This is a genomic window from Pseudomonas sp. JV241A, assembly GCF_900275665.1.
Lineage (GTDB): Bacteria > Pseudomonadota > Gammaproteobacteria > Pseudomonadales > Pseudomonadaceae > Aquipseudomonas > Aquipseudomonas wadenswilerensis.
The window spans coordinates 101319-120328 of record NZ_OPYO01000007.1 but is presented as its reverse complement, the minus strand read 5'-3'; the positions used below and the strand labels follow the sequence as shown (position 1 = coordinate 120328).

Here is a 19010-nt window from a genome sequence, read left to right as displayed (position 1 = left end):
AGACATGCCGGTGAACACCAAGATTGCCACCCTCTCCGTGGGAGCCGGCCTTGCCGGCGATGGGCTGCGCAGCAGCCCCAATGGGCAAGGCTGCGCCTTGCTTCGCCGGCAAGGCCGGCTCCCACAGGGGTCGAACTATATCCTCAGTCTGTGCAGCCTGGCCCTGGCCATCAGCCTCGCCGGTTGCGCCGGCCTGCCCGACCAGCGCCTGGCCAACGAAGCACTCAAGCGCGGTGACACCGCCCTCGCCGAACAGAATTACCGCCAGCTCGCCGACCTCGGTTACAGCGAAGCCCAGGTCGGCCTGGCCGATATCCAGATGGAAACCCGCGACCCGGCCAAGCTCAAGGAAGCCGAAGCCACCTACCGCGCCGCCGCCGATATCTCGCTACGCGCCCAGGCCCGCCTCGGCCGCCTGCTGGCAGCCAAGCCGGACGCCACCGAGGCCGAGCGCCAGGAAGCCGAAACCCTGCTGAAAAAAGCCTTCGCCAATGGCGAGGGCAACACCCTGATCCCACTGGCGATGCTCTACCTGCAATACCCGCAGAGCTTCCCCGGCACCAACGCCCAGCAGCAGATCGACCAATGGCGTACCGCCGGCTACCCGGAAGCCGGCCTGGCCCAGATTCTGCTGTACCGCACTCAGGGCACCTACGACCAGCACCTGGACGAAGTCGAGCGCATCTGCAAGGCAGTCCTGAACAGCACCGACATCTGCTACGTGGAGCTGGCCACCGTCTACCAGAAACGCGCCCAGCCCGAGCAACAGGCAGCGCTGCTCGAACAGGTGAAAAGCGCCTACCAGCGCGGCGCGATCCCGGCCACCCGGGTCGACAGCGTTGCCCGGGTACTGGCCGACCGCAGCCTCGGCCAGACCGACGAGAAAACCGCCCAGGCCCTGCTCGAACAGGTGGCACCGGTCAACCCCGGCTCCTGGGTCAGCCTGGCGCAATTGCTCTATGACTTCCCCGAGCTTGGCGACACCGACAAGCTGATGGAGTACATCGACAAGGGCCGCGCCGCCGAACAGCCGCGTGCCGAACTGCTGCTGGGCCGCCTGTACTACGAAGGCAAGACCGTACCGGCCGACGCGCAGAAGGCCGAGAGCCACCTGCTCAGCGCCGCCAACGCCGGCGAAGTCAGCGCCCATTACTACCTGGGCCAACTGTACCGTCGTGGCTACCTGGGCAGCGTCGACCCGCAAAAGGCCGTCGATCATCTGCTCCGCGCCGCCCGCGGCGGCCAGCTCAGCGCCGACTATGCCCTGGCCCAGCTGTTCAGCGAAGGCCACGGCATTCGCCAGGACCTGGTCAACGCCTGGGTGTTCAGCCAGCTGGCGCAAGCCAACCCCAGCGAGCAGTCACGCCAGCTGGCTGCCCAGCTCGACCAGCAACTCCCCCCGGCGCAGAAGGCCCAGGCTGAACGCCTGTTGCAACAAGAACGCCAGGCCCGTGGTGCCATGGGCCCAGGCCCTGGTGCCCTGCCCCTGCAGGCCGTAGCGCAACCCGAACAAGGCGAGGACTCCCTATGACACTCAATCCGTGGATGAAAGCAGGCGTAGGTCTGGGCTTTGCCCTGCTCTGGTCGTGCCCGACCCTGGCGGCGATGACTGCTGAAAAGAACTTCGGCCTGGACGTGAAAATCACCGGCCAATCCGAAGACGACCGTGACCTGGGCACCCGCTCCGGCGGTGACGTCAACGGCCTGGGCCTGGACCTGCGCCCCTGGGTGTACGGCGAGCGCGGCAACTGGAGCGCCTTCGCCATGGGCCAGGCGGTGGCGGCCACCGACATCATCGAGACCGACACCCTGCGCCAGTCCGGCGACGAAGCCGAGTCCGACAGCGGTCGTGCCAATGGCCGCGAAGCGGACAAAAGCTACCTGGCCATGCGCGAATTCTGGGTCGGCTACAGCGGCCTGACCGCTTACCCCGGCGAGCAGCTGCGCTTCGGCCGCCAACGCCTGCGCAACGACGATGGCATGTGGCGCGACACCAACATCGAAGCGCTGAACTGGACCTTCGACACCACCCTGCTGCGCGCCAACCTGGGCGTGGCCGAGCGCTTCAGCGAGTACCGCACCGACCTTACCGAGCTGGCCCCGGAAGACAAGGACCGCCTGCACCTCTACGGCGACGTCGCCACGCAGTGGACCCCCGGCCACTGGGTCGGCCTGCGCGCCCACCACACCCACGACGACGGCAACCTGAAAAACCCTGGCGAAACCGTCGACGCCCTGGACAAGACCCGCACCGGCGACCTCACCTGGCTGGGCCTGGAAGCCAACAGCGACGCCTATAACTGGCGCAACCAGAACCGCGTCAATTACTGGGGCAGCATGACCTGGCTGACCGGCGATCGCGACAGCCTCAGCAGCACCACGGTCAATGGCGAGCAAGTGGCCAGCGGCAAGCACAGCGGCGACGTCAATGCCTGGGCCACCGACCTCGGCATCCGCCTGCGCCTCGACCCCAACTGGCAGGTCGGCGCCGCCTATGCCCGTGGCAGTGGCGGCGGTGGCAGCGACGGCTCGGGCAACTACGAGCAGACCGGCCTTGAGAGCAACCGCTCCAACTTCACCGGCACCCGCTCGCGCGTGCACCGCTTCGGCGAGGCCTTCCGTGGCGAACTGGGCAATTTGCAGGCGGCGACCCTGTTCACCTCCTGGCAACTGCGCGACGACTATGACGCCAGCCTGATCTACCACAAGTTCTGGCGCGTCGATGGCGACCAGAACATCGGCAGCAGCGGCATCAACGCCGTGGTCGAGGACAACGGCATCAACCGGCCGCTGATCCAGGGCGAGAAAGACCTCGGCCAGGAGATGGACCTGGTGGTCACCAAGTACTTCAAGCAGGGCCTGTTGCCGGCGGCACTGAGCCAGTCGATCGACGAGCCGTCGGCGCTGGTGCGTTTCCGTGGCGGCGTGTTCAAGCCCGGTGATGCCTATGGCAAGGAAGCGGACTCCTACATGCACCGCGCTTTCGTCGACGTGATCTGGCGCTTCTGACGCCTGGGGTGCAATGAAATGAGCCATCAACCGAACAAGCTCCACGCCCTATTGGCCGGCACCCTGCTGCTGGCCAGCAGCATCGCCCTGGCCAACGGCCAGGCGCCGACGCCGGTGGCCAAGGAGCTGCAGCAGGCCAAGACCTACACGGTCAGCAGCGCGCCGATCGAGCCGCTGCAGATCCCGGCGCCGACCCTGCCGGACCTGTCTGGCTACACCTACGATGCCGTGCAGAACAAGATCGACCGTAAGCGCAAGGGCAAGGTCTCGGTCCGGCGCATGCTCCAGGAAAACAGCCTCAAGGAGTTCATCGGCGGTGACAACAAGATGGCCGAATGGGTGGCGCGCCAGCATGGCATTCCCCAGGCGATCTTCATCGACGACGGCCATGTCGACTTCACCGAGCTGAGCAAGCAGGTGCCCAGCCAGTACCTGCGCGAAACCGCACCGGGCGTGTACCTGGCGCGCCTGCCGATCGTGGTCGGGCAAAAAGGCGTGCTGGAGATCGACGCCAAGGTCAAGGAACTGCGCCTGTCCCAGGAAGGCGGCGCGTTCCTGGTCAATGACGGCAAGCTGTTCGTCAGCGACACCCGAGTGACCGGCTGGCGCGAGAAGGACAACGGCCCGGCGACCTTCCGCTCGCCCAAGGAGTTTCGCCCGTTCCTGCTGTCGTGGGGTGGCACCGAGACCTACATCGTCAACAGCAAGATGGCCAGCTTCGGCTACGCCAAGAGCAAGTCCTATGGCGTGAGCATCTCGCAGTACACGCCGAACATGGCCAAGCAGATGGGCCGCCCGGAACCCACCGGCTGGATCATCGGCTCCGAGTTCAGCGACATGTGGTACGGCTTCTACTGCTACGAGACCAGCGACTTCGTGGTCAAGGACAGTACCTACCGCGACAACATCGTCTATGGCATCGACCCCCACGACCGTTCGCACCGGCTGATCATCGCCGGCAACACCGTGTACGGGACCAAGAAGAAGCACGGCATCATCGTCTCGCGCGAAGTCAACGACAGCTGGATCATCAACAACAAGAGCTATGACAACAAGCTTTCGGGCGTGGTGATCGACCGTAACAGCGTCAACAACCTGATCGCCTACAACGAGATCTACCGCAACCACACCGACGGCATCACCCTGTACGAGAGCGGCGACAACCTGATCTGGGGCAACAAGCTGATCAGCAACCGCCGCCACGGCATCCGTGTGCGCAACAGCGTGAACATCCGCCTGTACGAGAACATCGCCATGGCCAACGGCCTGGTCGGGGTCTACGGGCACATCAAGGACCTGTCCGAAACCGACCGCGACATCGCCCTCGACCCGTTCGACACCAAGGTCTCGCTGATCGTCGTCGGCGGTGAGCTGGCCGCCAACGGCAGCGGCCCGCTGTCGATCGACTCGCCGCTGAGCGTGGAGCTGTACCGGGTCTCGATGCTGGCCCCGAGCAAGGCCAGCGGCATCAGTTTCTCCGGGGTACTGGGCGAGCGTCAGGACGAGATTCTCGACCTGATGGTGCGCCAGGGCAAAGCCGTGCTGATCGATCCGGTCGAGCGCCAGACCGAAATGCTGGACTGAGGAAGCCAATTCTATGCAACCACAACTGACCAAGCTGCTGAGCCTTTCCGGACTTGCCGCCGCCCTGCTCGCCATCAGTGCCCAGGCGTCGGCCGAGCAGGTCCAGGCGCCAAGCTTCAGCGCCGAGCCGTGCTGCCAGCTGTGCCCGGAGGCCCACGACGCCAGCCGCTACACCACCCGCTACCAGCAGAACTTCACCACCCTGGTGCAAGCCCAGGGCGACTGGCTGTTCCGTACCCGCGAAGACCTGCGCACCGAGTTCGACACCACGCCAGCCGGCTACCGCCGCCTGCAGCAGTTGCACGATGCGTTCAAGGCCAAGGGCGTGGAACTGGTGGTGGTCTACCAGCCAACCCGCGGCCTGGTGAACCGCAACATGCTCAAGCCCGCCGACAAGGCCGCGTTCAACTACGCCAAGGCGCTGCAGAACTACCAGGCCATGCTCGGGCGCTTCAGCAAGATGGGCTACACCGTGCCCGACCTGTCGCCGCTGACCAACGAACAGTTGGCCGCCGCCGACCAGGGCAAGGATTTCTACTTCCGCGGCGACCAGCACTGGACGCCGTACGGCGCCGAGCGCGCGGCAAAGATCGTCGCCGACAGCGTGCACAAGATGGCGGCCTTCGCCGACGTGCCCAAGCGCGAGTTCGAAAGCCACAAGTCCGGGCGCATGGGCAAGACCGGCACCCTGCACAACGTCGCCGGGCAACTGTGCGGCACCAGCTACGCGGTGCAGTACATGGACCAGTTCGTCACCGAGCCCAAGGGCGAGAGTGGCAGCGGCGATCTGTTCGGCGACTCCGGTAACCCGCAGATCACCCTGGTCGGCACCAGCCACAGCGGCAAGAACTACAACTTCTCGGGCTTCCTCGAGCAATACATCGGCGCCGACGTGCTCAACGTCGCCTTCCCTGGCGGCGGCCTGGAAGGCTCGATGATCCAGTACCTGGGCAGCGAAGACTTCCAGAAAAACCCGCCGAAGATCCTCATCTGGGAGTTCTCGCCGCTGTACCGCCTGGACCAGGAAACCATCTGGCGGCAGATGCTCGCCCTGATCGACAACGGTTGTGAAGGCAAGCCTGCGCAGTTGAGCGCCAACACCGCACTCAAGCCGGGCAAGAACGAACTGATGGTCAACGGCCGCAATGGCGTGATCAAGGACCTGACCAATGGCCGTCATCAACTGGATATCCAGTTCGAAGACAAGTCGGTCAAGACCCTGCAAGCCACCCTCTGGTACCTGAACGGTCGTCACGAAGACCTGAAGATCGAGAAGCCGGAAACCGCCGACACCGATGGCCGCTTCGCCTTCGAGTTGCGCGAGGATGAGGACTGGGCTGCCCAGACCCTGCTCGCTGTCGAAGTCCAGGGGCCGGAAAGCGGCAGCCAGAAAGTCGCAGCCACGCTGTGCAAACGAAACTGAGGTGCTTATGAACACATTCAGCACATCCCCTGCAGGAGCGGGCTGCTTCAAGGTGCTCGCACTGGCTCTGGCCCTGTTCGGCTCGGCCGCGCAGGCCGCCGGGCTGGTCCCCCCCCAGGGCTATTACGCCGGGATCGAGAAACTCAAGACCGGCGACAGCGACTTCAAGTGCGAAGCCATCCCCCGGCCCTACACCGGCAAGCTGCAGTTTCGCAGCAAGTACGAAGGCTCGGACAAGTCCCGCGCGACCCTGAACAAAGCCTCGGAAAAAGCCTTCCGCGACTCCACCGCGAACATCACCACCCTTGAGCGCGGGGTCAGCAAGCAGGTCATGCAGTACATGCGCGACGGCCGCCCACAGCAGCTCGACTGCACCCTCGAGTGGCTGAGCAGCTGGGCCAGCGCCGATGCGCTGATGTCCACCGACTACAACCACACCGGCAAGTCGATGCGCAAATGGGCGCTGGGCAGCCTGAGCTCGGCCTGGCTGCGCCTGAAGTTCTCCAACTCGCAGCCCCTGGCGGCGCACCAGCAGCAGGCCGAGCTGATCGAGAAATGGTTCGGGCGCCTGGCCGATCAGGTGGTCAAGGACTGGAGCGACCTGCCGCTGGAGAAGATCAACAACCACTCGTACTGGGCGGCCTGGTCGGTGATGGCTACCGCCGTCGCCACTGACCGCCGCGACCTGTTCGACTGGTCGCTGAAGGAATACCGGGTAGCCGCCAACCAGGTCGACGCCCAGGGCTTCCTGCCCAACGAGCTCAAGCGCAAGCAGCGCGCCCTGGCCTACCACAACTATGCCCTGCCGCCGCTGGCGATGATCGCCAGCTTCGCCCAGGCCAACGGCGTCGATGTGCGTCCCGAGAACAACGGCGCGCTCAAGCGCCTGGGTGATCGGGTGCTGGCCGGCGCCAAAGACCCGAGCCCGTTCAAAGCCAAAAACGGCGAGAAACAGGACATGGACGACCTGAAGATCGACAGCAAATACGCCTGGCTCGAACCCTGGTGCAGCCTCTACCGCTGCAACAGCGACGTGCTCGGGCGCAAGCACGACATGCAGCCGTTCAAGAGCTTCCGCCTGGGCGGCGACCTGACCCGGGTCTACGACCCGCAGGCCGAACAGAAAAAGTAAGGATCTGCATTGTCCCTGTGGGAGCTGGCTTGCCAGCGATCGGAACACCGCGGTGTGTCAGATACGACGCCTCGCTGGCAAGCCAGCTCCCACAGGGTTGGTGCAAGGCAGAGATTTGATCTGGTTTCTCCCGGGAGGTTTCACGGGGGGTTTGGGGGGCTGTTGCCCCGGTTGATAACGACAAGGAGAGATCGGGATGGTGTTTTCATCCAACGTGTTCCTGTTCCTGTTCCTGCCGATCTTTCTCGGCTTGTACTACCTGAGCGGGCAACGCTATCGCAACGCCCTGTTGCTGCTGGCCAGTTATGTGTTCTATGCCTGGTGGCGGGTGGACTTCCTGGCGCTGTTCGCCGGGGTCACCCTGTGGAACTACTGGATCGGCCTGAAAGTCGGCGCCGCCGGCGTGCGCACCAAACCGGCCCAGCGCTGGCTGCTGCTGGGCGTGGGGGTCGACCTGTGCATCCTCGGCTACTTCAAGTACGCCAACTTCGGCGTCGACAGCATCAACGCGATCATGACCTCGTTCGGCCTTGAGCCGTTCATCCTCACCCATGTGCTGCTGCCGATCGGTATCTCGTTCTATATCTTCGAGTCGATCAGCTACATCATCGACGTGTACCGCGGCGACACCCCGGCGACCCGCAACCTGATCGACTTCGCCGCCTTCGTGGCGATCTTCCCGCACTTGATCGCCGGCCCCGTGCTGCGCTTCAAGGACCTGGCCGACCAGTTCAACCACCGCACCCACACCCTCGACAAGTTCTCGGAAGGCTGCACGCGCTTCATGCAGGGCTTCATCAAGAAGGTGTTCATCGCCGACACCCTGGCGGTGGTCGCCGACCATTGCTTCGCCCTGCAGAACCCGAGCACCGGCGACGCCTGGCTCGGCGCCCTGGCCTACACCGCGCAGCTGTACTTCGACTTTTCCGGCTACAGCGACATGGCCATCGGCCTGGGCCTGATGATGGGTTTCCGCTTCATGGAAAACTTCAAGCAACCGTACATCAGCCAGTCGATCACCGAGTTCTGGCGGCGCTGGCATATCAGCCTGTCGACCTGGCTGCGCGACTACCTGTACATCACCCTGGGCGGTAACCGCGGCGGTACCTTCGCCACCTACCGCAACCTGTTCCTGACCATGCTCCTGGGCGGCCTGTGGCACGGCGCCAACTTCACCTACATCGTCTGGGGCGCCTGGCACGGCATGTGGCTGGCGATCGAACGGGCCCTGGGCATCAACGCCGCGCCGCAACGCTTCAACCTGGTGCGCTGGGCCTTCACCTTCCTGCTGGTGGTGATGGGCTGGGTAATCTTCCGCGCCGAGAACCTGCACGTCGCCGCACGCATGTACGGCGCCATGTTCAGCTTCGGTGACTGGCAGCTGTCGGAACTCAACCGCGCCAACCTCACCGGCCTGCAAGTGGCGACCCTGGTACTGGCCTACGTGACCCTGGCGTACTTCGGCCTGCGCGACTTCTATCGCAACGCCAGGCCCGAGCCCAAGGCCAGCCCGGTGGCCGTCCATGCCGACGGCAGCCTGAGCCTGGACTGGGGCCTGTACGCCACCCGTGCGCTGGTGCTGCTGCTGTTCGTGGCCTCGATCCTCAAGCTCTCGGCGCAAAGCTACTCGCCGTTCCTCTACTTCCAGTTCTGAGCGAGCCGACCATGACCCGATCATTACGCAAACTCTACGCCCTGCTGTTCCTCGCCCTGTTGCTGGGCCTGGGCCTGTGGTCGCTGGGCGGCCTGGGCAGCTTCCAGCGCAGCGCGCAGATGACCGCCCTCGACGGCAAGCTGGCCAAGGCCGCCGAGACCCACTACGACGAGCAGTTCCCGCTCAAGCGCATCGGCACCAACCTGTGGGCGGCGCTGGATTTCAAGCTGTTCAACGAAGGCCGCCCGGGCGTGGTGCTGGGCCGCGAGCACTGGCTGTTCAGTGACGAGGAGTTCAAGCCGGTGGCCAACAGCGACCAGTTCGAACAGGAAAACCTCGCGCTGATCCGCGGTGTGCGCGACACCCTGCAGCAACGTGGCGTACAGCTGGTACTGGCAATCGTGCCGGCCAAGGCGCGGCTGTATCCGGAGTACGTCGGCGAACAGACCCCGGCCAGCCTGCACACCGACCTGTACAACGAGTTCCACGCCCAGGCCCGCCAGGCCGGCGTGTTCGCCCCCGACCTGCTGGCGCCGCTGCAGGAGGCCAAGGCCCGTGGCCAGGTGTTCCTGCGTACCGACACCCACTGGACGCCCATGGGCGCCGAAGTGGTCGCCCAGCACCTGGCCGCCGCCGTCGCGCGCCAGACCCTGCTCAACGGCGAGCCGCAGCAGTTCGTCACCGAACAGCGCCAGAGCGCGCCGTACAAAGGCGACCTGACCAACTTCCTGCCGCTCGACCCACTGTTCAGCAACCTGCTGCCGCCGCCGGACACCCTGCAACAACGCAGCACCCGCCCGGCCCAGGCTGAAGGTGAAAACGGCGACGCACTGTTCGCCGACAACGAAATCCCGGTGGCACTGATCGGCACCAGCTACAGCGCCAACCCCAGCTGGAACTTCCTCGGTGCCCTGCAGCAAGCGCTGCGCAGCGACGTGGTCAATTACGCCGAAGACGGTCATGGCCCGCTGCTGCCGATGCTCAAGTACCTGCAAACCGACGCCTTCAAGAACAGCGCGCCGCAAGTGCTGATCTGGGAGTTCCCGGAACGTTATCTGCCAATGAAAAACGACCTCAGCGCATTCGATCCGCAGTGGATCGCGCAGCTGAAAAAAACCCGCAATGCCAATCAAGACCTGGCCCTGTCGTCCCATCGGACGGAAAACTGAAGAGGAAACGCACATGACCTTGCATACCCAAAAGCTCCGCATCGCCAAAGCCTGCGCCCTGGCCGCCGGTCTGAGCCTGCTCTCGCTGCAAGCCCTGGCCGGCGCCGACGCCGCGCTGTATGGCCCGACCGCGCCGAAAGGCTCGACCTTCGTGCGCATCTACAACGCCGGTGCCCAGCCGGTCAGCGCCAGCGTCGGCAATACCCAGATCAACGAAGTGGCCGCCCAGGGCAGCAGTGATTTCAGCTTCATGCCCCAGGGCGATTACAGCGCCAAGGTCGGCAGCCAGAGCCTGCCGGTCAAGCTCGCCGCCGATCACTACTACACCCTGGTCAACAACACCTCGGGCCAGCCGCAGCTGGTCGAGGAGCCGCCGTTCAAGAACAAGCAGAAATCCCTGGTGCGGGTACAGAACCTCAGTAACCAGGCTTTGACCCTGAAGACCGCCGACGGCAAGACCGAAGTGGTCAAGCCGGTGGCCGCCAAGGCCCGTGGCGAGCGTGAGATCAACCCGGTCAAGGTCAGCCTGGCGCTGTATGAAGGCGATAAGAAAGTCAGCGATCTGAAGCCTGTGGCTCTGGAGCGCGGCGAAGCGGCGGTGCTGTATGTCACCGGCTCCGGCAGCAACCTGTCGCCGGTCTGGGTCAAGCGCCCGGTATCCACCCGTTAACCACCTGCCTATTTCTATTTTTGGAGAACACCCATGATTCCAGTCATTCTGTCCGGTGGTAGCGGCTCGCGTCTGTGGCCCCTGTCGCGCAAGCAATTCCCCAAGCAGTTCCTGGCCCTGACCGGCGAACACACCCTGTTCCAGCAGACCCTCTCGCGCCTGGTGTTCGACGGCATGGACGCCCCCATCGTGGTCTGCAACAAGGACCACAAGTTCATCGTCAGCGAGCAGCTGCAAAGCCTGAAACTCGAAACCCAGGGCATCCTCATGGAGCCCTTCGGCCGCAACACCGCGCCAGCAGTGGCGCTGACCGCGATGAAACTGGTCAACGAAGGCCGTGACGAGCTGATGCTGGTGCTCCCGGCCGACCATGTGATCAACGACCAGAAAGCCCTGCAACGGGCCCTGGCCCTGGCCACCGTGGCCGCCGAGCGTGGCGAGATGGTGCTGTTCGGAGTCCCGGCGACCAAGCCGGAAACCGGCTACGGCTACATCAAGTCGAGCCAGGACGTACTGCTGCCCGAAGGCGTCAGCCGGGTGGCGCAGTTTGTCGAGAAGCCGGACGAAAAACGCGCGACCGAGTTCGTGCGGGCGGGTGGCTACTTCTGGAACAGCGGCATGTTCCTGTTCCGCGCCAGCCGCTTCCTCGAAGAGCTGAAAAAGCACGATGCCGACATCTACGACACCTGCCTGCTGACCCTGGAGCGCAGCGAGGAAGACGGCGACAACCTGAGCATCGACGAAGCCACCTTCGCCTGCTGCCCGGACAATTCCATCGACTACGCCGTAATGGAAAAGACCCAGCGCGCCTGCGTGGTACCGCTGTCGGCGGGCTGGAGCGATGTCGGTTGCTGGTCGTCGCTGTGGGACGTGCATGAAAAAGACCACAACGGCAACGTGACCAAGGGTGATGTGGTGGTCCAGGACAGCCACAACTGCATGATCCACGGCAACGGCAAGCTGGTGTCGGTGATCGGCCTGGAGAACATCGTCGTGGTCGAGACCAAGGACGCCATGATGATTGCCCACAAGGACAAGGTTCAGGGCGTCAAGCAACTGGTCAACACCCTCAACGAACAGGGCCGCAGCGAAACCCAGACCCACTGCGAGGTCTACCGGCCGTGGGGCTCGTACGACTCGGTGGACATGGGCGGGCGTTTCCAGGTCAAGCACATCACCGTCAAGCCCGGCGCCAGCCTGTCGCTGCAGATGCACCACCACCGCGCCGAGCACTGGATCGTGGTGTCCGGCACCGCCGAGGTGACCTGCGACGAGAACGTGTTCCTGCTCACCGAGAACCAGTCCACCTACATCCCGATCGCCTCGGTGCACCGCCTGCGCAACCCGGGCAAGATCCCGCTGGAGATCATCGAGGTGCAGTCGGGCAGCTACCTGGGCGAAGACGATATCGAGCGCTTTGAAGATGTCTACGGGCGCTCGACACCGATCGAGCGCGGGATTTCGATCAAGACCATCGCGCAGTAAAACCCCAATCGCGGGGCAAGCCCGCTCCTACACATTGTGGGAGCGGGCTTGCCCCGCGATGCTTTTTGGTTAGGATGAAAGAATACCCGCACACAAGGTTCGCTCCATGTTCATCGGCGCCCTGCTCATCCTTACCTGGCTGGTCCTGCTGCTGCGCTACCCGGCCAAGGCCCTGCCGATTTCCCTGGCAGCGCTGTTCGGCCTGGGGCTGGTGGCGTTGTGGGTGGTGTGGCTGGACAATCGCGAAGCCAACCAGCTGGCCCGCCTGGAACTGCGCCTGACCTACGCCCCGGAGCAATGCCCGGCCGATCGCCCGCTGCAAGTCCACATCAACAACGGCAACTCGGTGCCATTAGTGGAGCTGCGCTGGCGAGTAGCAGCCTATGCCCCCGGCGATACCGTCAACCTTGCCGAAAACACCTATGCCGCCCCGCGCTACCGCGGCCCGGGCGAGCTGCAACCCGGCGCCAGCTGGCAGGAATGCCTGCCATTGCCGCCGCTGCGTTCCGGCTACCGGCCACAGAGCGTCGACTACCGCGCCGAGCACCTGCAAGGCAGTTTCGCCGACTGAGCACCTGATATTTTTGCCAGGTTACCTACACCCCGAAGCCGTGTTGAATAGACACTCACATTTCCAGCGTCGGGAGCGGGACCATGGCGGACACCTCAACAGCGGTTCAGGCCGAGTTCAAGGCGCTTGTCGAACGTATCCAGGGCAACACGCAGCTGGATCGGCCAGTGGCCATTCTGGTTTTTTCCGATACCTGCCCGGCCTGCGCAGGCGCCAAGGCGCAGTTCAGCGCGCTGGCCGATGAAGGTTATCGAGACAAGGTCGACTTCTACCAGATTCCCTTCAGCGCCTTCAGTGCGCTGCGACTGGACAGGGAAGTCAAACACGTACCGACCTACCTGCTGTATGACCTTCCTGGCACACCCCGCCGGTTTCTCGGCCCCAGTGCCGAGCCGCTGAAAAAAACACTGGTGCAGCGGTTTCCTGACGTAGTATTCGTGGCGACTCCCCCTGCTTAAGGACAGCAGCTCATGCCCAGCGTGTTGATCACCGGTTGCTCCAGCGGTATCGGTCTGGCTTTGGCCGAGGCCTTCAAGAACGCCGGCTTCGAGGTCTGGGCCACGGCGCGCAAGGCCGAGGACGTCCAGCGCCTGGCCGCCAACGGCTTCAATGCCCGCCAGCTGGACGTCAATGACCCAGCGGCATTGAGCCAATTGGCAAGCGAACTGGAACAACGCGGCCAGGGCCTCGATGTGCTGATCAACAACGCCGGCTACGGCGCCATGGGCCCCCTGCTCGATGGCGGCGTCGAGGCCATGCGACGGCAGTTCGAGACCAATGTGTTTGCCGTGGTCGGTGTCACCCGCGCACTGTTCCCGGCCTTGCGTCAGAACAAAGGCCTGGTGGTGAATATCGGCAGTGTCTCCGGGGTCCTGGTCACGCCGTTCGCCGGTGCCTACTGCGCCTCCAAGGCTGCGGTGCACGCCCTGAGCGAAGCGTTGCGCCTGGAAGTGGCGCCGTTTGGTGTGCGCGTGATGGAAGTGCAACCCGGGGCGATTGCCTCGCAGTTCGCCAGCAACGCCGGGCGCGAAGCTGAGCAATTGATCGAAGAACACTCGCCCTGGTGGCCGCTGCGCGAAGGCATCCGTGCCCGCGCCCGCGCCTCCCAGGACAAGCCGACCCCGGCCGCCGACTTCGCCCGGGGCGTACTCAAGGCCGTGCAGCAGCCAGAGCCCGCGGCACTGGTGCGCCTGGGCAACGGCAGCCGCGCCTTGCCGCTGCTGCAAGCCTGGCTGCCCCAGGGCTTGCTGCAACGGGTGCTGAAAAAACGCTTCGGCCTGGACCGCGCGCTCTAGGCGATTGAACGCACCACGCCACCATCGACGCGCATGGCCGCGCCAGTGGTGGCGCTGGCCTGGCGCGAGGCCAGGTAGATCACCAGGTTGGCCACTTCTTCTACCGAAGCCAGGCGCTGGATGATCGAACTGGGACGGTGTTCGGCAATGAAGCCGGCCTCCAGTTGCTCCACCGGCACACCCTGCTCCTCGGCCATCTTGGCGAAGAAGCCGCCGACTCCTTCGGAGCGGGTCGGCCCGGGCAGCACGGCATTGACCGTGACGCCGGTGCCGGCGAGGGTTTCCGCCAGGCCGCGGGACACTGCCAGCAGTGCGGTCTTGGTGGTGCCGTAATGGACCATCTCCACCGGAATCTGCAAGGCCGATTCACTGGACAGGAACAGCACCCGGCCCCAGCCACGCTCGGCCATGCCCGGTGCGTAATGCCGCGCCAGGCGCACCGCGCTCATGACGTTGACCTCGAAAAACAGCTGCCAGTCTTCATCGGTCAGCTCGAAAAAGCCCTTGGGCTCGAAGATGCCGAGGTTGTTGACCAGGATGTCGGTCTGCGGCACTTCGGCAAACAGCCGGGCGGCGCCTTCGGCACAGCCCAGGTCCGCGGCAAGCCCCGAGACGCGAGCGCCGGGCAGCTTCAGGCGAATGTGCTCCAGGGCCTGATCGACCCGTTCCTGGCTACGGCCATTGATCACCACGTCGGCACCCGACTCGGCCAGGCCTATGGCAATCGCCAAACCGATACCGGCGGTGGAGCCACTGACAATCGCGCGCTTGCCATGCAATGAAATGTTCATACCTGTGTCCTTACGCTGGATGAAAAAACTGACAGATCAGCCCTGTGCGGCGGTCTGCAACGGCGCACTGAACGGCTGCCATCCGCCCCCCAGCGACTTGTACAAACCGACCAGAGCCTGGGACACCGCCGCCGAGCTTTCGACCCACTGCTCCTGGCTGGCCAGCAAGGCGCCCTGCACGCTGAGCACATTGAGAAAGTCCACGGCGCCCTCGACGTATTGCTGCTGGGCGGTCTGCAGGGCGATGCGGTTCTGCCGCACGGCCTCTTCAAGCAGGTCGCGGCGCAACTGGCTGGCGTTGTACAGGCGTAGCACATCGTCGATTTCGTGCCAGGCGCGCAGCACCACCTGCTGGTAGCGCAAGGCGGCTTCCTGCTGCTGGGCTTCGCGCAACTTGAGCACTCCGCGCAAGCGCCCGCCTTCGAAAATCGGCAGGTTCAACTGCGGGCCGATTGCAAACCGGCGTGAATCCCAGCTTCCGAAATCAGACAACTGCATCGACTGAAAACCAACATTGCCCGACAGACGGATGCTTGGATAAAAGTCGGCCTTGGCCACACCGATGCTGGCGGTGGCGGCATGCAATTGTGCCGCGGCCTGGAGAATATCCGGGCGGCGCTCGGCCAGCTCCGACGGCACGCCGATGGCAAAGCGTTGCTGTGGCGTCGGCATCGCCGCAGGTTCCAGCAGCTCGGCCTGCAAGCTGCGCGGCGGCTCAGCCAGCAGCAGGCCCAAGGCGTTGATCAGTTGCGCCTGGCGCTCTTCCAGGGTTGGCAGGCGTGCCTCGATCGAGGCGACCTGGGCACTGGCCTGAGCCACATCGAGGGCGGTGGCGACACCGTCGCGCAAGCGCATCTGCGACAGGCGCAGGCTGTGCCGGGAGACCTCGAGGTTTTCCCGGGTAACAACCAGGTTGCTCTGCACGGCGCGCAACTGGATGTAGTTGCCAGCGGTCTCGGCCAGCAGCGACAACAGCACACCACGACGGTCATTCTCGGCCACTTCGACCACCGCATCGGCGGCTTCGACCTGGCGGCGCACGCGGCCCCAGAGGTCGAGTTCCCAACTGGCGGTAAAGTCGCCCTGCCAGAGGTTGAAGGCCGACTTGCCGCTGTTGCCGGACGGGTCATTGAGGCCTTCGGCACTGTTGCGCGCACGGCTGTAACCGCCGCTCAGGTCAACCGATGGGGTCTGCTCGGCAGCGATGCTCATGCGTAGCGCACGGCTTTGCAGCAAGCGCGCACTGGCGATCTGCAGGTCGAGGTTGCGCTGGCTGGCGCGCTCGATCAGGGCGCTGAGCTTGGGGTCGTGAAAGCTTTCCCACCAGCGTTGCTCCAACGGGTCGGCCTGGGCCTGGCTGGCGGCGGGCGTTTCCTGCAGCGCTGCCCAACTGGCGGGGGCATGGCTGTCAGGCTTGTTGAAATCCGGGCCCAGGGTGCAGCCGGCCAACAGGCTCAGCAACAACGGGCAAAAGGCGAACGCAGGTTTCATCGGGCGCTGACCTCTTCACCGGTAGCCAGGGTCGCGCCAGTGTCGATCTTCGCCACGACCGACATGCCAACCCGCAGGCGCTCCAGCAATGGCTGGTTGGCGTCGAAGACAATCTTGACCGGAATGCGCTGCACCACCTTGGTGAAGTTGCCGGTGGCGTTGTCCGGTTTGACCGCAGCGAAGGTGACGCCGGTCGCCGGGGCGATACTTTCGACCCGCCCGTGCAGGTATTCATCGGCGAAGGTATCCACACGGATTTGCACCGGCTGCCCGGGCTGCACGTGGGTCAGCTGGGTTTCCTGAAAGTTGCCGACCACATAGGCGTGCTCCAGCGGTACCACCGACAACAAGCGTGCACCCGGATTGACGTAGGCTCCGACGCGCAGCGCACGCTCGCCGACCATGCCGTCGATGGGCGCGACGATGCGGGTGTAGGACAGGTCCAATTGCGCCCGATCCAGGCTTGCCTGGGCATGCTTGAGGCCACCTGCGGCACTGTCGACCTGAGCGCTGAGAATGTCCACCTGCTTGCGCGCCGCGGCCAGCGCGGCCTGTGAGTTGGCCAGCCGCGCCCGTGCCTGATCGACCCGGCTGCGCGCCTGCTGGGCGTTCTGCACGGTACCGGCACCCTGCTCGGCCAGGCGGCTGTGACGGGTCAGTTCGTGGTTGGCAAAGGCCAGCTCGGCCTGATCGGCGCTGACTGCGGCCTGAGCCTGATCAATCAGTGAAACCTGACGTTCGAGGGTCGCCCGGGCATTGTGGCTTTGCGCGGTGGACACCAGCAGTTGCGCCTGGGCCGCCGCCAGCGCGGCCTGGTAGTCACGGTCATCGATCAGCGCCAGCAACTGGCCGGCCTTGACCTGCTGGTTGTCTTCCACCAGTACCTGTTTGATGAATCCGGCCACCTTGGGCGCGATCACCGTGTAGTCGGCAGACACATAAGCGTCGTTGGTGCTCTGCTCGCTGTCGTGGCCCAGCAGCATCGGGCCGAGCACGCCCGCCAGCCCGGCAACGACCAGGGCGGCGACGAGCAAGGCGGTTTTTTTATGGTTTGTTGTAGTGGTCATGTCTTTCTCTCAAGTCCGCAAACCTAGGCCACCGCACGCGGTGGGTAGATCCGGGTAGGCACAAAAGGAATCAGCACAATCAGCGCCGCGGCCAGCAGCGCCATGCACAGGTAGAGGTCGGCCGAGGTCAGCACCAGGGCTTGTTCGTGGATGCGCCTGGCCAGGCCCGGCGCGCTGCTGTCGGCCAGCGGCGAATTGCCCAGGCTGTCAACCAGCGCGTTGGAATGAAAATGCCGGCGCACAGTAGTCAGTGCCTCGATCAGCCCGGCGGCGACCACCGAGGCCAGGCCCTTGACCGTGTTGAACCAGGCCGAGGCGAACGGCCCGTCCTGCGGGGTCATGCCGCCGGTGGCCAGCATCAGCAAAGGGATCACCGACATCGGCTGGCCAAAGATGTGCAGCAGTTGCAGCAGGTAGAAGTTGTCGCGAATCCACACGCTGGTGAGCTGGGTGCCCAGCGCGCACGACAACGACAGCATGCCCAGCCCCGTCGCCAACACCCAGCGGCAATCCACCGCGCGGATGTTGCACAGCGCCGCTACCAGCGGCAGCGCCAGCAATTGCGGCAAGGCCACCAGCAGCATCAGCGGGCCGGTCTGCGCCGGGCGGTAACCCTGGATCTGCGCGAGGTAGCTGGAGGGGATGATGATCACCGCAGTCAGCACGATCAGCACACCGAACAGGGTCACCAGGGCGTGGGTCAGGTTGCGCACCTTGAGCATCTGCAGCTTGAAGAACGGCAGCGGCTCGGACCACTCGTTGCACAGGAACAGCACCAGCAGTACCAGGCCGCCACCGAGCAGCCAGCAGATCAGCGTCGAGTCGAACCAGCCCATGCGGTCACCCAGGGTCAGGCCGATCACCAGCGTGCAAATGGCCGGCAGGCCGAGCAGCAAGCCGCGCCAGTCGAACTGCTTGAAGCGCTCAAGGCGCAGCGGGTCCTGAGGCAAGCCCCAGGACACACAGGCCATGGCCAGCAACGACGGCAGGATGATCTGCCAGAACGCCCACTGCCAGCCGACATACTCGGTCCACAGCCCGGCCAGCGGCGTGCCCAGGTTGGGCCCGAAGGTGGCGGTCAGGGCGTAACCGGCCAGGCCGTAGACCTTGATCCCCGGTGGCAGAAAGCGCAGGGCGACGCTCATCAGCATCGGTGGCAGCGCCCCCGACGCCAGCCCCTGCAACGTGCGCAACAGGAGCAGGCTGGACAGGTTCGGCGCATAGGGCTGCAGCAGGCCGAGCAGGGCAAACACGCCGATGGCACAAAGGGTGAAGCGGCGCAGGGAAAAGGTTGCCGCCAGCCACGGCGAAAAGGCCATGGCCGAGACCGACGCCGCCGAATACACCGCAATCAGCCAGGCGCCTTCATCGGCGCCAATGAACATGCCGCCACGGATATCGGCCAGCGAGGCCTTGGTGACCATCTCGTTCAGGCCGGCGCACAGCACCGCCAGCAGCACCCCGAGCAGGCCGACCAGAATGCGCGTGCCGAAAGCCGCCGGCGCCGCAGCGGCGGCAGCAGGTGGGGGCAGCACAGGTAAGGGAGTCGCGATCAGCGAACTCATGACAGACATCTCCGGACAGACAAGGAACCGGCAGAAGTCTATGAAGGGTCAATGCTAACGAAAACTGACATATTGGCAGTTTACTAGTGCAGCAAACGCAATCG

General features: G+C 64.6%; 16 protein-coding genes. 12 read left to right on the top strand and 4 right to left on the bottom strand.

Annotated features, from left to right (window positions below; all coding sequences use genetic code 11):
* The first annotated feature begins 4 nt into the window (after window positions 1-4).
* The 12 genes from algK to JV241A_RS03895 all read left to right on the top strand — a co-directional run bounded on the left by algK (window position 5) and on the right by JV241A_RS03895 (window position 13992).
* Complete coding sequence (algK, locus tag JV241A_RS03950; protein ID WP_240047831.1) at window positions 5-1531, top strand: alginate biosynthesis TPR repeat lipoprotein AlgK; 1527 nt, start codon at window positions 5-7, stop codon at window positions 1529-1531.
* The gene (locus JV241A_RS03945; RefSeq protein ID WP_115085392.1) at window positions 1528-3009 is read left to right on the top strand and encodes an alginate export family protein; all 1482 of its coding nucleotides are present in this window, start codon (window positions 1528-1530) and stop codon (window positions 3007-3009) included. The genes algK and JV241A_RS03945 overlap by 4 nt, the downstream gene beginning before the upstream one ends.
* An 18-nt stretch (window positions 3010-3027) precedes the next feature.
* On the top strand, window positions 3028-4593 hold the full coding sequence (gene algG, locus JV241A_RS03940) for a mannuronan 5-epimerase AlgG (RefSeq protein ID WP_115085391.1): 1566 nt from the start codon (window positions 3028-3030) through the stop codon (window positions 4591-4593).
* Between the two features lie 13 nt (window positions 4594-4606).
* Window positions 4607-6016, top strand: coding sequence for an alginate O-acetyltransferase (locus JV241A_RS03935; protein ID WP_115085390.1), 1410 nt, complete (start codon window positions 4607-4609; stop codon window positions 6014-6016).
* 7 nt (window positions 6017-6023) lie between these two features.
* The gene (locus JV241A_RS03930; RefSeq protein WP_115085389.1) at window positions 6024-7148 is read left to right on the top strand and encodes a mannuronate-specific alginate lyase; all 1125 of its coding nucleotides are present in this window, start codon (window positions 6024-6026) and stop codon (window positions 7146-7148) included.
* A 196-nt stretch (window positions 7149-7344) separates the two neighbouring features.
* The gene (locus JV241A_RS03925; protein WP_115085388.1) at window positions 7345-8802 is read left to right on the top strand and encodes an MBOAT family protein; all 1458 of its coding nucleotides are present in this window, start codon (window positions 7345-7347) and stop codon (window positions 8800-8802) included.
* 11 nt (window positions 8803-8813) lie between these two features.
* Window positions 8814-9971: an alginate O-acetyltransferase gene (locus JV241A_RS03920; RefSeq protein WP_134061404.1), complete on the top strand. Its 1158-nt coding sequence runs from the start codon at window positions 8814-8816 to the stop codon at window positions 9969-9971.
* Between the two features lie 13 nt (window positions 9972-9984).
* The gene (locus JV241A_RS03915) at window positions 9985-10641 is read left to right on the top strand and encodes an alginate O-acetyltransferase AlgF (RefSeq protein WP_115085386.1); all 657 of its coding nucleotides are present in this window, start codon (window positions 9985-9987) and stop codon (window positions 10639-10641) included.
* A 33-nt stretch (window positions 10642-10674) separates the two neighbouring features.
* Complete coding sequence (locus tag JV241A_RS03910) at window positions 10675-12126, top strand: mannose-1-phosphate guanylyltransferase/mannose-6-phosphate isomerase (protein WP_134061403.1); 1452 nt, start codon at window positions 10675-10677, stop codon at window positions 12124-12126.
* Between the two features lie 106 nt (window positions 12127-12232).
* The gene (locus JV241A_RS03905) at window positions 12233-12697 is read left to right on the top strand and encodes a multidrug transporter (RefSeq protein WP_115085384.1); all 465 of its coding nucleotides are present in this window, start codon (window positions 12233-12235) and stop codon (window positions 12695-12697) included.
* Window positions 12698-12780: 83 nt separating this feature from the next.
* On the top strand, window positions 12781-13155 hold the full coding sequence (locus JV241A_RS03900) for a thioredoxin family protein (RefSeq protein ID WP_115085383.1): 375 nt from the start codon (window positions 12781-12783) through the stop codon (window positions 13153-13155).
* A gap of 12 nt (window positions 13156-13167) precedes the next feature.
* On the top strand, window positions 13168-13992 hold the full coding sequence (locus JV241A_RS03895) for an SDR family oxidoreductase (RefSeq protein ID WP_115085382.1): 825 nt from the start codon (window positions 13168-13170) through the stop codon (window positions 13990-13992).
* Here the strand turns inward: JV241A_RS03895 and JV241A_RS03890 are convergent.
* From JV241A_RS03890 to JV241A_RS03875, 4 genes are read right to left on the bottom strand one after another with little or no spacing between them, the layout of a single operon-like run.
* A complete protein-coding gene (locus tag JV241A_RS03890) occupies window positions 13989-14783 on the bottom strand; it encodes an SDR family oxidoreductase (protein ID WP_115085381.1) in 795 nt (264 codons plus the stop codon). The genes JV241A_RS03895 and JV241A_RS03890 overlap by 4 nt on opposite strands.
* A 36-nt stretch (window positions 14784-14819) precedes the next feature.
* The gene (locus JV241A_RS03885; RefSeq protein WP_134061402.1) at window positions 14820-16274 is read right to left on the bottom strand and encodes an efflux transporter outer membrane subunit; all 1455 of its coding nucleotides are present in this window, start codon (window positions 16272-16274) and stop codon (window positions 14820-14822) included.
* Window positions 16271-17341 (bottom strand): HlyD family secretion protein, encoded by a 1071-nt coding sequence (locus tag JV241A_RS03880; RefSeq protein ID WP_115085379.1) that lies wholly within the window; start codon window positions 17339-17341, stop codon window positions 16271-16273. Before JV241A_RS03880 ends, JV241A_RS03885 begins: the two co-directional genes overlap by 4 nt.
* A gap of 23 nt (window positions 17342-17364) precedes the next feature.
* Window positions 17365-18906, bottom strand: a complete 1542-nt coding sequence (locus tag JV241A_RS03875; RefSeq protein ID WP_115085378.1) for an MFS transporter — start codon at window positions 18904-18906, stop codon at window positions 17365-17367.
* Window positions 18907-19010: the final 104 nt, after the last annotated feature.

Bases quoted from the DNA above. Each gene is read 5' to 3' on its own strand.
- JV241A_RS03915 (WP_115085386.1), top strand. From the start codon at position 9,985: ATGACCTTGCATACCCAAAAGCTCCGCATCGCCAAAGCCTGCGCCCTG.
- JV241A_RS03905 (WP_115085384.1), top strand. From the start codon at position 12,233: ATGTTCATCGGCGCCCTGCTCATCCTTACCTGGCTGGTCCTGCTGCTG.
- algG (WP_115085391.1), top strand. From the start codon at position 3,028: ATGAGCCATCAACCGAACAAGCTCCACGCCCTATTGGCCGGCACCCTG.
- algK (WP_240047831.1), top strand. From the start codon at position 5: ATGCCGGTGAACACCAAGATTGCCACCCTCTCCGTGGGAGCCGGCCTT.
- JV241A_RS03885 (WP_134061402.1), bottom strand. From the start codon at position 16,274: ATGAAACCTGCGTTCGCCTTTTGCCCGTTGTTGCTGAGCCTGTTGGCC.
- JV241A_RS03945 (WP_115085392.1), top strand. From the start codon at position 1,528: ATGACACTCAATCCGTGGATGAAAGCAGGCGTAGGTCTGGGCTTTGCC.
- JV241A_RS03925 (WP_115085388.1), top strand. From the start codon at position 7,345: ATGGTGTTTTCATCCAACGTGTTCCTGTTCCTGTTCCTGCCGATCTTT.
- JV241A_RS03900 (WP_115085383.1), top strand. From the start codon at position 12,781: ATGGCGGACACCTCAACAGCGGTTCAGGCCGAGTTCAAGGCGCTTGTC.
- JV241A_RS03935 (WP_115085390.1), top strand. From the start codon at position 4,607: ATGCAACCACAACTGACCAAGCTGCTGAGCCTTTCCGGACTTGCCGCC.
- JV241A_RS03880 (WP_115085379.1), bottom strand. From the start codon at position 17,341: ATGACCACTACAACAAACCATAAAAAAACCGCCTTGCTCGTCGCCGCC.
- JV241A_RS03895 (WP_115085382.1), top strand. From the start codon at position 13,168: ATGCCCAGCGTGTTGATCACCGGTTGCTCCAGCGGTATCGGTCTGGCT.
- JV241A_RS03920 (WP_134061404.1), top strand. From the start codon at position 8,814: ATGACCCGATCATTACGCAAACTCTACGCCCTGCTGTTCCTCGCCCTG.
- JV241A_RS03910 (WP_134061403.1), top strand. From the start codon at position 10,675: ATGATTCCAGTCATTCTGTCCGGTGGTAGCGGCTCGCGTCTGTGGCCC.
- JV241A_RS03890 (WP_115085381.1), bottom strand. From the start codon at position 14,783: ATGAACATTTCATTGCATGGCAAGCGCGCGATTGTCAGTGGCTCCACC.
- JV241A_RS03930 (WP_115085389.1), top strand. From the start codon at position 6,024: ATGAACACATTCAGCACATCCCCTGCAGGAGCGGGCTGCTTCAAGGTG.
- JV241A_RS03875 (WP_115085378.1), bottom strand. From the start codon at position 18,906: ATGAGTTCGCTGATCGCGACTCCCTTACCTGTGCTGCCCCCACCTGCT.